At 72.1% G+C, this 14002-nt stretch carries 10 protein-coding genes; 5 read left to right on the top strand and 5 right to left on the bottom strand.

Annotation, left to right across the window (positions count from 1 at the left end; translation table 11 throughout):
- Window positions 1–133 precede the first annotated feature (133 nt).
- The 3 genes from ABT254_RS16200 to ABT254_RS16190 all read right to left on the bottom strand — a co-directional run bounded on the left by ABT254_RS16200 (window position 134) and on the right by ABT254_RS16190 (window position 3453).
- The gene (locus ABT254_RS16200) at window positions 134–550 is read right to left on the bottom strand and encodes a hypothetical protein (protein WP_351469549.1); all 417 of its coding nucleotides are present in this window, start codon (window positions 548–550) and stop codon (window positions 134–136) included.
- A gap of 67 nt (window positions 551–617) precedes the next feature.
- Window positions 618–1106: a hotdog fold thioesterase gene (locus ABT254_RS16195; RefSeq protein WP_351469546.1), complete on the bottom strand. Its 489-nt coding sequence runs from the start codon at window positions 1104–1106 to the stop codon at window positions 618–620.
- Window positions 1107–1158: 52 nt separating this feature from the next.
- Window positions 1159–3453, bottom strand: a complete 2295-nt coding sequence (locus ABT254_RS16190) for an FdhF/YdeP family oxidoreductase (RefSeq protein WP_351469543.1) — start codon at window positions 3451–3453, stop codon at window positions 1159–1161.
- Window positions 3454–3744: 291 nt separating this feature from the next.
- Here ABT254_RS16190 and polA point away from each other — a divergent pair, with 291 nt between their 5' ends.
- Entirely contained in the window at window positions 3745–6471 is a 2727-nt protein-coding gene (gene polA / locus ABT254_RS16185) for a DNA polymerase I (protein WP_351469540.1), read from the top strand.
- Window positions 6472–6840: 369 nt separating this feature from the next.
- Window positions 6841–7200: a hypothetical protein gene (locus ABT254_RS16180; RefSeq protein WP_351469537.1), complete on the top strand. Its 360-nt coding sequence runs from the start codon at window positions 6841–6843 to the stop codon at window positions 7198–7200.
- Here ABT254_RS16180 and ABT254_RS16175 read toward each other — a convergent pair.
- Entirely contained in the window at window positions 7166–8023 is an 858-nt protein-coding gene (locus ABT254_RS16175) for a DUF4184 family protein (RefSeq protein ID WP_351469534.1), read from the bottom strand. The two genes, ABT254_RS16180 and ABT254_RS16175, sit on opposite strands and share 35 nt — an antisense overlap.
- A 344-nt stretch (window positions 8024–8367) precedes the next feature.
- Between ABT254_RS16175 and ABT254_RS16170 the strand changes: the two genes are divergently transcribed.
- From ABT254_RS16170 to pgfA, 3 genes are all read left to right on the top strand, one after another.
- Window positions 8368–10080 (top strand): lytic transglycosylase domain-containing protein, encoded by a 1713-nt coding sequence (locus tag ABT254_RS16170; protein WP_351469531.1) that lies wholly within the window; start codon window positions 8368–8370, stop codon window positions 10078–10080.
- Between the two features lie 164 nt (window positions 10081–10244).
- Complete coding sequence (locus ABT254_RS16165) at window positions 10245–10379, top strand: SPW_0924 family protein (protein ID WP_123964474.1); 135 nt, start codon at window positions 10245–10247, stop codon at window positions 10377–10379.
- A gap of 21 nt (window positions 10380–10400) precedes the next feature.
- Window positions 10401–11393 carry a cell envelope lipid trafficking protein PgfA gene (pgfA, locus tag ABT254_RS16160; RefSeq protein ID WP_351469527.1) on the top strand — a complete coding sequence of 331 codons (993 nt, stop codon included), beginning with the start codon at window positions 10401–10403 and terminating at the stop codon, window positions 11391–11393.
- Here the strand turns inward: pgfA and ABT254_RS16155 are convergent.
- Complete coding sequence (locus ABT254_RS16155; RefSeq protein WP_351469524.1) at window positions 11383–14001, bottom strand: ATP-dependent RNA helicase; 2619 nt, start codon at window positions 13999–14001, stop codon at window positions 11383–11385. The genes pgfA and ABT254_RS16155 overlap by 11 nt on opposite strands.
- Between the last annotated feature and the right edge of the window lies 1 nt (window position 14002).

Genomic DNA, 14002 nt, shown 5'->3' with positions numbered 1-14002 from the left:
CTCGGGGGGTTGTGGGCCGGGGCGCACCTGGGGTGGGGGAGCGGGCCTCTATTGCGTGTGTATTACGCAGAGTTACGTGGTGGAAAGGGCCTCCGGCGGTGGTCCGCACTTTCGCGTATTTCCGGCGCATCTCTCAGCCCCAGGGGCCATTGCTCGGGTTGCCCGTGCGGTACCGCTTCTCGCAACCTTCGCGCGCCATACGGTCGATGAGCCGGTCGGCGGCCTCGGCATCGCCGCGCTCGCGCTCGGCGCGGGCGGCGTGCACGACGTGCCTGAGGATGTCGTACTGGCCGTCGGACAGGCCCATTTCCTGGTAGTCGCCCACCGTGTCGCCCTTGAGTTGCCGGCGCGACCAGTAGGCGACGATCCGCGTGCACAGTTCCTCGCGCGTTGTCGTACGGGGCGCGGGCGTGCCGGTGGCGCGCGCCGGGCTGCTCGCGCCTTCCGCTCCGCCCGCCGTGCCGGAGTCCCCGCACGAGGTGACCGGGCCGCCCGCCAGGAGCACCAGTCCGAGTGCCGCCCATGCCCTCAAGGCTCGTCCCGTAGCCATGCCCTGACGCTATGCTGCCGACTGGGCGGGATCAACTGCCCTGCGGCCTCGGCCTGTTGGACGCCGGTCAGCCGGCCGCGCCCACAGGTGCCCCGTCGCCGGGCCGGACGTCGCGCAGCAGGCAGGTCAGGCGTGCGCTGCACACGCGCCGTCCCTCCTCGTCGCTGATCACGATCTCGTACGTGGCGGTGGAGCGGCCGCGGTGCACGGGGGTGGCGACTCCGGTGACCAGGCCGGAGCGTACGCCGCGGTGGTGGGTGCAGTTGAGGTCGACGCCGACCGCGATCTTGGAGCTGCCGCCGTGGAGCATGGAGCCGACGGAGCCGAGGGTCTCGGCGAGGACGGCGGAGGCGCCGCCGTGCAGCAGGCCGTAGGGCTGGGTGTTGCCCTCGACGGGCATGGTGCCGACGACGCGGTCCGCGGAGGCCTCGAGGATCTCCACGCCCATGCGGGTGCCGAGGTGTCCGGCGGAGAAGAGGGCCAGGAGGTCGATGCCGAGTGCGGCGTACTCGTCGATGACCTCCTGCGGGAACTTCACGTACTGCTGCTCGCCCATGGGCCCGGCTCCGTTCGTCCTGATCACTCGTCCAGACTGTCTGAGCAAACGCTCAGTCGGTTGCCGATTGTTCCAGACGTACGACGACGGACTTGCTGGCCGGGGTGTTACTGGTGTCGGCGGTGGAGTCCAGCGGCACCAGGACGTTGGTCTCGGGGTAGTAGGCGGCGGCGCAGCCACGAGCCGTCGGGTAGTGCACGACGCGGAAGCCGGGCGCCCTGCGCTCGACGCCGTCCTTCCACTCGCCGACCAGGTCGACGTACGACCCGTCGGCGACGCCGAGCGTGCGGGCGTCCTCGGGGTTGACCAGGACGACGCGGCGGCCGTTCCTGATGCCGCGGTAGCGGTCGTCGAGGCCGTAGATGGTGGTGTTGTACTGGTCGTGCGAGCGCAGCGTCTGCAGCAGCAGCCGGCCTTCGGGCAGCCTGGGGTACTCGACGGGCGCCGCCGTGAAGTTCGCCTTGCCGGTTGCCGTGGGGAAGCGGCGTTCGTCGCGCGGGGCGTGGGGGAGGGTGAAGCCGCCGGGGCGGGCCACGCGCGCGTTGAAGTCCTCGAAGCCGGGGACCACGCGCGCGATGCGGTCGCGGATGGCGGCGTAGTCCTTCTCGAACTCCTCCCAGGGCACCGCGTCGTCCTCGCCGAGCACACGGCGGGCCAGGCGGCAGACGATGGCCGGCTCCGACAGCAGGTGGGTGCTCGCGGGCTCCAGGCGGCCGCGGGAGGCGTGCACCATGCCCATGGAGTCCTCGACGGTCACGAACTGCTCTGTGCTTTTCCCATGCGGGCCGACCTGCAGATCGCGCTCGGTGCGGCCCAGGGTGGGCAGGATCAGGGCACGCGCGCCCGTGACGACGTGCGAGCGGTTGAGCTTGGTCGACACGTGCACGGTGAGGCGGGCGCGCCGCATGGCCGCCTCGGTGACCTCGGTGTCCGGGGAGGCGGACACGAAGTTGCCGCCCATCGCGAAGAACACCTTCGCCCGGCCGTCGCGCAGGGCGCGGATGGCCTGGACGACGTCGTAGCCGTGCTCGCGCGGCGGTGCGAAGCCGAACTCCTTCTCCAGGGCGTCCAGGAAGGCGGGGGCGGGGCGCTCGAAGATGCCCATGGTCCGGTCGCCCTGCACGTTCGAGTGCCCGCGCACCGGGCACACGCCCGCGCCCGGGCGGCCGATGTTGCCGCGCAGCAGAAGGAAGTTGACGACCTCGCGGATGGTCGGCACGGAGTGCTTGTGCTGGGTCAGGCCCATCGCCCAGCACACGATGGTGCGCTTCGAGGCGAGGACCATCTTCAGGGCGGTGTCGATCTCCGCGCGCGTGAGGCCGGTCGCGGTCAACGTCTCGTCCCAGTCGGCGGCCTTGGCGGCCGCGGCGAACTCCTCGTAGCCGTGGGTGTGTTCGCTCACGAACGCCTCGTCGACCGCGCCCTCCGTCTCCAGGATGAGCTTGTTGAGGAGGCGGAAGAGGGCCTGGTCGCCGCCGATGCGGATCTGCAGGAACAGGTCGTTGAGGGCGGCGCCCCTGAGCATGCCCTGCGCGGTCTGCGGGTTCTTGAACCGCTCCAGGCCGGCCTCGGGCAGCGGGTTCACGCTGATGATCTTCGCGCCGTTGGCCTTGGCCTTCTCCAGGGCGGAGAGCATGCGCGGGTGGTTGGTCCCCGGGTTCTGGCCGGCGACGATGATCAGGTCGGCCTTGAAGAGGTCCTCCAGCAGGACGCTGCCCTTGCCGATGCCGATCGTCTCGCTCAGGGCCGAACCGGACGACTCGTGACACATGTTGGAGCAGTCGGGCAGGTTGTTCGTGCCGAGCCGGCGGGCGAAGAGCTGGTAGAGGAAGGCCGCCTCGTTGCTGGTGCGCCCGGAGGTGTAGAAGAGCGCCTCGTCGGGGCAGTCGAGGGCGGCGAGCTCCTCGGCGACGATGTCGAAGGCGCGCTCCCAGCTCACCGGCTCGTAGTGCGTGCCCCCTTCGGGCAGATGCATGGGGTGGGTGAGCCGGCCCTGCTGGCCCAGCCAGTAGCCGCTGCGGGAGGCGAGGTCGGCGACGGAGTGCGCGGCGAAGAACTCCGGGGTGACCCGGCGCAGGGTGGCCTCCTCGGCGACCGCCTTCGCGCCGTTCTCACAGAACTCCGCCGCGTGCCGGTGGTCCGGTTCCGGCCAGGCGCAGCCCGGGCAGTCGAAGCCGTCCTTCTGGTTGACGCGCAGCAGCGTCAGCGCGGTCCGCTTCACACCCATCTGCTGCTGGGCGATGCGCAGGGTGTGCCCGATGGCCGGCAGTCCCGCCGCCGCGTGCTTGGGCCCGGCGACCTGCGGTGCGTCCTGGACCGGATCACCCTTGGGCGGCTTCGTCGCCATCGCGCACTCTCCTTCACAGACACCTGCGAGCTACCACTTCGATCCTCGCACGCGCGACTGACAGCGGGGACAGCCGGTTCTGCGCGGGGAGCGTGATCTCCGGTGGGGCCGGCGCCGGCCGCTGCTGTTCCCCGCCGTGGCGTTGCGTTGGCGCCCGTCGCCTTTCTTTGCGCCGGGCCGGCGATCGGCTTCGGCGGCAAAGGCGGGGGCTCCCCGGCGCTCGAAGCGGTGGGGGAGGTGCCGATCCGGCGGGGAGCCACGACTGTCAGTGGCACGTGGCAGGATCGGGGCGTGGCAGAAACAGCATCGAAGACGACCGACAAGACCGCCGGCGGCAACACGCGGCCCCGCCTCATGCTCATGGACGGGCACTCGCTGGCCTACCGTGCGTTCTTCGCGCTGCCCGCGGAGAACTTCACGACCGCGACGGGCCAGCCGACGAACGCGATCTACGGCTTCGCGTCGATGCTGGCCAACACCCTGCGTGACGAGGAGCCCACGCACTTCGCGGTGGCCTTCGACGTCTCCCGCAAGACCTGGCGCTCCGAGGAGTTCACGGAGTACAAGGCCAACCGCTCCAAGACCCCGGACGAGTTCAAGGGCCAGGTCGAGCTGATCGGCGAGCTCCTGGACGCGATGAACGCCTCGCGGTTCGCGGTCGACGGCTTCGAGGCGGACGACGTCATCGCCACCCTCGCCACCCAGGCGGAGGCCGAGGGCTTCGAGGTGCTGATCGTCACCGGCGACCGTGACTCCTTCCAGCTGGTCAGCGAGCACACGACGGTGCTGTACCCGACGAAGGGCGTCTCCGAGCTGACCCGGTTCACCCCGGAGAAGGTCTTCGAGAAGTACGGGCTGACGCCCGCGCAGTACCCCGACTTCGCGGCCCTGCGCGGCGACCCGTCCGACAACCTGCCGGGCATCCCCGGCGTGGGTGAGAAGACGGCCGCGAAGTGGATCAACCAGTTCGGTTCGTTCGCGGAACTCGTCGAGCGGGTCGAGGAGGTCAAGGGCAAGGCCGGGCAGAACCTGCGCGAGCACCTGGAGGCGGTCAAGCTCAACCGCCGCCTGACCGAGATGGTGCGCACCGTCGAGCTGCCCAAGCGGGTCGCCGACCTGGAGCGCGCTCCCTACGACCGCACGGCCGTCGCGATGGTCCTGGACACCCTGGAGATCAGGAACCCCTCGCTGCGCGAGCGGCTGCTCGCCGTGGACCCGGGCGGCGAGCAGGCCGAGGCGACTCCGGTGGCGCCCGGGGTGGAGCTGGACGGGACGGTGCTGGGCACGGGCGAGCTGGCCGGCTGGCTCACCGAGCACGGCAGCGAGACGCTCGGCATCGCCACGCTCGACACCTGGGCGCTGGGCTCCGGCTCGGTCGCCGAGGTCGCGCTCGCCACCGCCGAGGGGCCGGCCGCCTGGTTCGACCCCTCCCAGCTGGACGAGGCCGACGAGAACGCGTGGGCGACCTGGCTGGCCGCCGAGGACCGCCCCAAGGTCCTGCACAACGCCAAGGGCGCCATGCGGGTCCTCGCCGAGCACGGCTGGTCCGTCGCCGGCGTCTCGATGGACACCGCGCTTGCCGCCTACCTGGTCAAGCCGGGCCGCCGCTCCTTCGACCTGGACGCGCTGTCCCTGGAGTACCTGGGCCGTGAGCTGGCCCCCGCCGCCGCGGCCGACGGGCAGCTCGCCTTCGGCGCCGACGACGGCGCGGAGGCCGAGGCGCTCATGGTGCAGGCCCGCGCGATCCTCGACCTCGGCGAGGCCTTCCGGGGCCGCCTGGAGGAGGTCGGCGCCTCGGACCTGCTGCGCGACATGGAACTGCCCACCTCGATCCTGCTCGCCCGCATGGAGCGGCACGGCATCGCCGCCGACCGGGCCCACCTGGAGGCCATGGAGCAGATGTTCGCGGGCGCCGTCCAGCAGGCGGTGAAGGAGGCGCACGCGGCAGCGGGCCACGAGTTCAACCTGGGCTCGCCCAAGCAGCTCCAGGAGGTCCTCTTCGGCGAGCTGGGCCTGCCCAAGACGAAGAAGACCAAGACCGGCTACACCACGGACGCCGACGCCCTGGCCTGGCTCGCCACTCAGACGGACAACGAACTGCCGGTGGTCATGCTCCGCCACCGCGAGCAGGCCAAGCTGCGCGTCACCGTCGAGGGCCTGATCAAGACGATCGCCACCGACGGCCGCATCCACACCACCTTCAACCAGACGGTCGCCGCGACCGGCCGCCTGTCGTCCACGGACCCCAACCTGCAGAACATCCCCGTCCGCACCGACGAGGGCCGCGCCATCCGCCGCGGCTTCGTCGTCGGCGAGGGCTTCGAGTCCCTGATGACGGCGGACTACAGCCAGATCGAACTGCGCGTGATGGCCCACCTCTCCGAGGACGAAGGCCTGATCGAGGCGTTCACCTCCGGCGAGGACCTGCACAACACGGTCGCCGCGCAGGTCTTCTCGGTCGACCGGGAGCACGTCGACGCGGAGATGCGCCGCAAGATCAAGGCCATGTCGTACGGCCTGGCGTACGGGCTGTCGGCCTTCGGCCTGTCCCAGCAGCTGAACATCGACGCGGGCGAGGCCCGGGTCCTGATGGACACGTACTTCGAGCGGTTCGGCGGCGTCCGGGACTATCTGCGCCGGGCCGTCGACGAGGCGCGGGCCACGGGCTACACCGCGACCCTCTTCGGCCGCCGCCGCTATCTGCCCGACCTCAACAGCGACAACCGCCAGCGCCGCGAGGCGGCCGAGCGGATGGCTCTGAACGCGCCGATCCAGGGCACCGCCGCGGACATCGTCAAGATCGCCATGCTGAAGGTGGATGACGCGCTGCGGGCGGCGGGCCTCACGTCCCGCATGCTCCTTCAGGTCCACGACGAAGTCGTCCTGGAGATCGCTCCCGGCGAGCGCGCCGCCGCGGAGGAGATCGTCCGCCGCGAGATGGCTGACGCCGTTCATCTGAGGGTGCCGCTCGGCGTCTCGGTGGGGGTGGGGCCCGACTGGGAGTCGGCTGCGCACTAGCCTCCGGCGGTGGGCGGGGGTTCGGTGCTGCCTTGCCGGGCGGCACGTCGGCCCTCCGGCCAGGGGTGAGTTCTTCGCGCAGGGGTTATCGAGTGTCTGCGGGCGCGTCGTGGCTGGTCGCGCAGTTCCCCGCGCCCCTTTGGGGCGCGGTGGACCTCCGCGCGGTGGGCCGTCGGGCGTCCACGGGCGCGTCGTGGCTGGTCGCGCCCGCGGGGCGGAGCCGCATATGGGCACAGCCCCGCGTCCCTTTGGGGCGCGGCCGAACCCGGCGTGCGCGGCTCCCCAACCCGTCAAGCCCCGCAGGGAACCGTCACTCAGGTGGCCCCCGCGGAAAGGCCCCCACCGCCCTCGCACCGTAAGGATGCGGGCATGGGTATACGCATGCTCAACCGCCGGCCGGCGAGAGCGCAGGCGAGTGCCGAGGCGGCGTCCGCCGTGCCATCCGCACCGGTGCCGGCCTTCGCCGCTCGTGCGAGCACCGCCCGCATCCCCACCGACCTCGTCGTCGTGCTGCGCCGCACGGCGGCGGACCTCCGGCGCCGGCTGCCCCGGCCCGGGAGGGGACCCGCGGAGCCGCCGGTCTGGCGGCTGTGGGCGGGACTGGGCCGCAGTTACGTCACCGGACTGCTCGTCCGCGTCCGCCGCAGCCGCCACGCCCGCACCGTCAGGGTGTTCATCGTGACCGCGGGCACCCTCACCGACCGGCCGGACGGCCCTGCTCCACGCTGACCCGCTCCGGCTCCCCGGCAGACGGCACCGGCCGCCACACCCGCACCCCCACCACGTACAGCAGCAGCCCGAGCAGCAGCCCCGCGCCCGCGCCGAAGCACACGGCCGGAATCAGCTCCCAGGGCTTGGCCACCGCCCCCCAGTACGCCCACCACCGGGCTGCCCGCTCCACGGCCCAGATCCCCGCACACCCGCAGATCACCGCACAGGCCCACCACCGGTCCCGCAGTGACAACACGGGGACCGCGCGCGAAACCGGGTGCGCCGGCGCCCTCCGCAGCGCCCGCGTCACCCACAGCGCGATCACCACCGCGGCCACCAGCGAACTCCCGTACTGCAGGTACCAGTACAGAGGAGAACCCCACAGCCCCCGGCCCAGCACGGGAAACAGCCGCACTCCCCACCGGTCGTGATGCGTGAAGGCGTCCCACACCACATGGGTCAGCGCGCCGAGCGCCGCGGACGCATACCACCACGCGGCCAGGGGCGGCCGTAAGCGCGCGCGTGGCGCCCCGCAGCGCAGCAGGGCGGCCGGCCGCGGCTGCCAGGTCCCCGGCAGCAGCGCCACCAGCGGCTCCCGGACCAGCAGCCACAGCCCGACCAGCGCCCAGGCCACCACCACGTCGACCGTGAAGACGCCTGGGAAGGAATGCGTGACCGTGCCGAACTCCATCGCACCGGGCACCGCGCTTGCCGCGTAATAGGTCATGTCGGGCGCGAAGGAACCGGCCACGAGGGCGGCCGGAATCAGCCGTCCTTGGCCCGATCCGTCGCCGCGCACGGCGGGCAGGACGGCGGCCGCATGGCTCAGGGTGAACGGCAACTGGGCTCCTCGGGCCGGACATTGCCCGAGCGGACGGCCCGGGTGATCGCTCCGGTCCAGTATGCGTGCCGCGATTCCGCGCCGTTCGCACATGACCAACTGGTGAATATCGGGCACGAACGGGTCCCCATGGAAAGGAAGTTGTCGTAGGGTCGCCTGGGTCACCGTGCCGGGCGGCACGGTCGAACACGTGAACACGGCAAGTCGACAGGAACTCGACAGAAAACAAGAGAGCGATACGAGGGCAACCCGCACGCCGGGTCGATCGTCACAACAGGGCGGGCGCACTGTGCGCCGGGCAGACGAAGACGGACGCTGACGCGTCCACGGGAGGGGTTCACTCTATGGCGGCGCAATTCGGCATGAGGCTGCGCAAAGGAGCGGCAACCACAGCCGTGGCAGCGGCCGCGGTCGCTGCCCTGTCCGCGTCCCAGGCTCCGGGGGTCACGGTCGACGACCACGGCAGACAGACCGCCTCCAAGGCCCAGCCCTCACCCGATGCGACCGCAGGCGACGGCGCCGCGACCGGCAACTCGCCGTACTACACCGATCTTCCGCCGCTCAACAGCCCGAACCCCTCGCCGACCCCGGGTGCCACCGGCACCCCCGTGGCGCAGGGCGCGGCCGAGGCGGGTATCCCCGCCACCGTCCTCGACGCCTACAAGAAGGCCGAGGCCGAGCTGCGCGAGTCCAAGCCCGGCTGTAACCTGCCCTGGCAACTGCTCGCCGCGATCGGCAAGGTGGAGTCGGGCCAGGCCCGCGGCGGCCGGGTCAACGCGGACGGCACCACCATCACCCCGATCCTCGGCCCGCAGCTCGACGGCAACGGCTTCGCGCTGATCAAGGACACCGACGGCGGCAAGTACGACGGCAACAGCTCCTACGACCAGGCCGTCGGCCCCATGCAGTTCATCCCGTCGACCTGGGCGTGGGCGGGCCGCGACGGCAACGGCGACGGGGTCAAGGACCCCAACAACGTCTACGACGCCGCCCTGGCCGCCGGCCACTACCTGTGCCGCAACGGCTGGGACCTGTCCGTCCCGGCCAACCTCAACCAGGCGATCCTCAGCTACAACAACTCGCAGGACTACCTGCACACCGTGCTGTCGTGGCTGGAGTACTACCGCAAGGGCACCCACGAGATCCCGGACGGCAGCGGCAGCGTCCCCTCGGGCCGCAGCGACGACGGCCAGAAGGCCAACCCCAAGCCGTCGCCCACGCCGCCCGCGAAGCCGACGCCGCCGAGCAGCGGCTCGCCGAGCCCCAGTGCACCGCCGTCGAACACGCCCGGCACTCCGAGCACGCCGAGCAGCCCGTCGCCCACCCCCACCGACACCGTGGACCGCCTGGCGGACGCGGGCACCGCGAAGCTCACCGCGATGGCCGGTGACGCGTTCACCAAGAAGATCAGCACCAAGGCGGTGACCAAGACCGGCAAGGCGGTCGGCAAGGTCAGGGTCCGCTTCACCGTCGTCGGCGACACCGACGCCACCTTCACCGGTGGTGAAACCGTCGCCACGGCCGTCACCAACAGCTCCGGCGTGGCCGTCGCCCCCGCCCTTCAGGCGGGTGAGAAGACCGGCGACTTCACCGTCCGCGCCACCGTCGTGGGCCGGGCGGTCACCGGACTCGACTACACCGCCACCGTCACCGAGCGCGTCGCCGACAGCGTCGTACGCACCAGTGACACCGCGCTGACCTGCACCCCGGGCGGCGAGTTCGCCGACCAGGCCGAGGTGAAGGCCACCTACAAGGGCGCCGCCGCCGACAAGGTCGCGGTCACCGCGACGCTGATCAAGTCGGTGCTCGACCCGACCGAGAACGACAAGGGCCCCTACTTCAAGGACGCCGACGGCAAGACCGTGCGCACCCTGACGGGCCTCACGACGGACGCCAAGGGCCTTCTGACGCTGCCGAAGCTGTACGCCGACGACAACACCGGCGACTTCGTCCTGCGCATCACGACCGCGGGCGGTGCGACCCTCAACATCCAGCTGACGGTCGCGGCGGCCGGCTCCTCGGCGAGCCCCAGCCCGTCACCCAGCCCCTCCGCGTAATCCTCCGTATCGTCCCTGCGACGGCGGCGGCGCTCCTCGACCAGAGGGCGCCGCCGCCGTCGTTGTGTGTGCAACGTGTTCTCATCTCGTCCGCCCGTTGCTACGGTGCCGGACCTGACGATGTATCAGTTCTCGTCCGTGTTCCCGTCCCCGGGGAGGCAGGCATGCGCGCCCTGATCGCCGCCGCGACCGGTCTCGCCCTTGCCCTCGCGCTGGTCCTCACCATCACGGCCATGGGCAGTCCCACGGGTAAGACGTCCCCGAAACCGCTGCTGACGACGGTGCCCGCACACCCGTAACCGCCCGGGAGGGAGGCCGAGATGCGCCGCAAGGCCAGTCTGGTCCTGCTCGCCTTCGCCGTGTTCTTCGCGGCGCTGTCCCCGCTGCTGCGCTGGTACGCCTTCCCGCGCCTGGCCAAGATCCCGGCCAATCAGTACCAGGACATGGTCCTGGAGGCGAAGAACGCGACCCTCCTCGACTACGGCACGATGAAGGCCCGCACGGTTCCCGAGGTCACCATCGTGCAGACCCTCAAGGGCAATGTGGAGGCCGCCAAGAAGATCGAGAAGACGGCCGGCCGGGACGTCGTGGTCTGGGACGGCCTCTCCTACGTCCAGGGCCCCGACGGCAAGATGGTCTCCCGGATCCCCGAGCGCTACATCTTCGACGCCCACAGCCAGGCGCCGGTCCACGCCACCGGCGAGATGGTCGACGGCGACCCGGTGAAGCGGATGGGCATCGAGTTCAAGTGGCCGTTCCTGACCCAGAAACGGGACTACGAGTACTTCGACGCCCAGACCCGCACCACCAACCCCATCCACTACAAGGGCACCCAGGACTTCCGCGGTCTGGAGGTCTACTACTTCGAGCAGACCATCCCCTGGACCAAGGTCAAGTTCCCCAGGACCATGCCCGTCCAGGGCATCACCCCCGAGTCGGTCGCCAAGACCGGCACCACCCGCTGGTACACGACGGTCCGCAAGTTCTGGGTCGAGCCCGTCACCGGCGCCCCCGTGTACGGCGAGGAGATCCACAAGGAGGAACTCCGCGGCGGCACGCTCCTGGGGGGCCGGGAGAAGGTCACGGCCTTCGCGGGCCACGTCAAGATGCGCGAGGACTACATCAAACACACCGTCGCCCTGGTCAAGTCCAACCGCACCCTGGTCCTGCTGATGACGTCCTACCTGCCCTGGGGCTTCCTCACCCTCGGCGTCCTGCTGCTCGCCCTGTCGCTGTGGCTTGAGGCCCGCAGCCGCCGCCCCGGCGAACCGGAACCTGCCGAACCCGCCACGGCGGAACCGGTCACCGCCTGAGCCGCGCGTTGGTGTGCCGGGTCGGTTCCGCGCCGGCGGGGTCCTCGGGCCACGGATGCTTCGGATACCGGCCGCGCAGCTCCGCCCGTACCCCCTTGTAGCCGTCCCTCCAGAAAGAGGCGAGGTCGGCCGTGACGGCGGCCGGGCGGCCGGCGGGGGAGAGCAGATGCACCAGCAGCGGCACCCCCGCGACGGCGGGCGACTCGTGCAGCCCGAACATCTCCTGCAACTTCACCGCGAGCACCGGCTGTTCGGGATCGCCGTAGTCGATCCGGATCCTGGACCCACTGGGGACGGTGATCCGCTCCGGGGCGAGCTCGTCGAGCCGCCCCGCCTCCCCCGAGGCCCACGGCAGCAGCCGGGTGAGCGCCTGGCCCGCGTCGATCCGCGCGAGGTCGGCCCGCCGCCGGGCCCGGCCCAGCTCGGGCTCCAGCCACTCGTCCACGCGCGCGTGCAGCGCATCATCGGACACGTCGGGCCACGGCTCCCCGAGGTGCAGACGCAGAAATGCCAGCCGCTGCCGCAGCACGAGCGCGTCGGGCGACCACCTGAGCGGCCCGAACCCTTCCTGCCGCAGCCCTTCGAGGAGCGCCTCGCGTACGAGTACGGGGTCGGCGTCCGCCAGGGGCCGCACCGCCAGCTCGATCGCCCCCAGCCGCTCCACCCGCCGCGCCACGACGTCCCCGTCGGCCCAGTGGACCTCCTGGCCCTCGGAGTACAGAGAGGCCGCCGCCGACCGGGCCATGTCCTCGTCCACCTCGGCGGCGAGCTGCACGCGCGCGTGCCCCTTGCCCACGGGACGGTCCGCGACGGCCACCGCGATCCAGGGAGCGCCGCGCAGAGGACTGCCGTCACGGAGTTCGGCGCGTGTCCCGGAGGCCATGAGAAACGATCCACCGTCGGCCTTGGCGACCCGCTCGGGAAAGGCGAGGGCCGCCACGACGCCGACGAGACGGTCATCGCCACCCCCCGCCCTCGACGGGCCGAGCACGAACGAAGCACCGACGGCACCGGCCTGACCGGGCCGAGCAGGCACGCCGACCGCGCCGCTTCCGGTCGTTCCGGGTGAGGCGTCGGTGTCTGTTGGGGGAACGGGGTCTCCGGTCGGCGGTCGTGTGAAGTCCTTTCCGACCGCCCGCAGGCGCTGTACTTCCGTGCGCCAGCGCGTTGCGTAGGTGTCGCCGCCGCGGCGGGCGGTGCGCAGAGCGGTGGTCAGGTCGTCGCCGTACTCGCGTGGCGGCTCCTCCGAGAGCAGGGCCACTGCTTCGGCGCCCTCGCCGGCCGTGTCCAGCAAGGCACGCCCCAGCCGCGGATGCACCCCGAGCCGGGCCAGCGCGGCGCCCCGCTCCGTGGCGCGCCCGGCGGCGTCCACCGCGCCGATCGCCGTCAGCACGGCCCGCGCCGCCGCCATCGCCCCGCCCGGCGGCGGGTCCAGCAGCGCCAGCCCGGACGCCTCCGGATCGCCCCAGCACGCCGTCTGCAGGGCGAACGCCGTCAGGTCGGCCAGCTTGATCTCCGGCGCCGGGAAACGCGGCAGGCGGGCGTCCTCGGCCTCCGTCCAGCACCGGTACACCACCCCCGGGGCCTCACGCCCGGCCCGCCCCGCCCGCTGCCGCCCGGCCGCCTGCGAGGCCCGCACGGTCGTCAGCGCGCTCAGCCCGCGCGCATGGTCGACCCGCGGCTCGCGCGCCAGCCCCGAGTCGACGACCACCCGCACCCCCGGCACCGTCAGCGACGACTCGGCCACCGAGGTGGCGAGCACGACCCGGCGCCGTTCGCCCGGCGCCAGCACCGCGTCCTGCACGGCGGCGGGCGCCCGACCGTGCACCTGCACCACCTCGACGCCGCCCAGGTCCCCCAACTGCCCCGCCACGCGCGCGATCTCGCCCACGCCCGGCAGGAAGCACAGCACGTCCCCGTACCGCTCGGCCAGCGCCCGCCGGACCGTCGACGCCACGTGCGCGAGCAGCGCCGGGTCGACGCGCATGCCGTGCGGTGGCCGTACGGGACGGGCCGGCGGGGACCAGATCACCTCCACGGGGTGGGAGACGCCCTCCGCCTCGACCACCGGCGCGTCGCCCAGCAGTCGCGCCCACCCCTGTGCGTCGGTCGTCGCCGACGCGGCCACCAGCCGAAGCTCCGGCCGCAGCGTCTCCCGTACGTCCCACAGGAAGGCCGCCGCGGTGTCCGCGTCCAGATGCCGCTCGTGGCACTCGTCGAGCACCACCACGTCCACGCCGGCCAGCTCCTGGTCGCGCTGCAGCCGCTGCAGCAGCACCCCGGTCGTCACGACCTCCACGCGCGCGCGTGGCCCGACTACCCGCTCGCCCCTCACGGTGTACCCGACGCTCCCGCCGGCCTTCTCGCCCAGCAGCCACGCCATGCGCCGGGCAGCGGCACGAGCCGCGATACGGCGCGGCTCGGCCACGACCACGCGCCGCGCGGGCCCGTCCCCGAGCAGCCCCGCCAGCGCCAACGGCACCAGCGTCGTCTTGCCGGTACCGGGCGGCGCCACCAGAACGGCGGTGCCGTGCCCCTCCAGCGCATCGCTCAGGGCGGGCAGCGCACCACGTACCGGCAGTGCGTCCAGGGCGTCGTAACGGATCACG

Source organism: Streptomyces sp. NPDC001137, from assembly GCF_040298885.1.
GTDB lineage: Bacteria > Actinomycetota > Actinomycetes > Streptomycetales > Streptomycetaceae > Streptomyces.
Note: the sequence above shows the minus strand (reverse complement) of the source record. Positions and strands in the feature narration are given on the sequence as shown.

Bases quoted from the DNA above. Each gene is read 5' to 3' on its own strand.
- ABT254_RS16165 (WP_123964474.1), top strand. From the start codon at position 10,245: ATGCGCGCCCTGATCGCCGCCGCGACCGGTCTCGCCCTTGCCCTCGCG.
- ABT254_RS16200 (WP_351469549.1), bottom strand. From the start codon at position 550: ATGGCTACGGGACGAGCCTTGAGGGCATGGGCGGCACTCGGACTGGTG.
- ABT254_RS16170 (WP_351469531.1), top strand. From the start codon at position 8,368: ATGGCGGCGCAATTCGGCATGAGGCTGCGCAAAGGAGCGGCAACCACA.
- ABT254_RS16180 (WP_351469537.1), top strand. From the start codon at position 6,841: ATGGGTATACGCATGCTCAACCGCCGGCCGGCGAGAGCGCAGGCGAGT.
- ABT254_RS16195 (WP_351469546.1), bottom strand. From the start codon at position 1,106: ATGGGCGAGCAGCAGTACGTGAAGTTCCCGCAGGAGGTCATCGACGAG.
- ABT254_RS16190 (WP_351469543.1), bottom strand. From the start codon at position 3,453: ATGGCGACGAAGCCGCCCAAGGGTGATCCGGTCCAGGACGCACCGCAG.
- pgfA (WP_351469527.1), top strand. From the start codon at position 10,401: ATGCGCCGCAAGGCCAGTCTGGTCCTGCTCGCCTTCGCCGTGTTCTTC.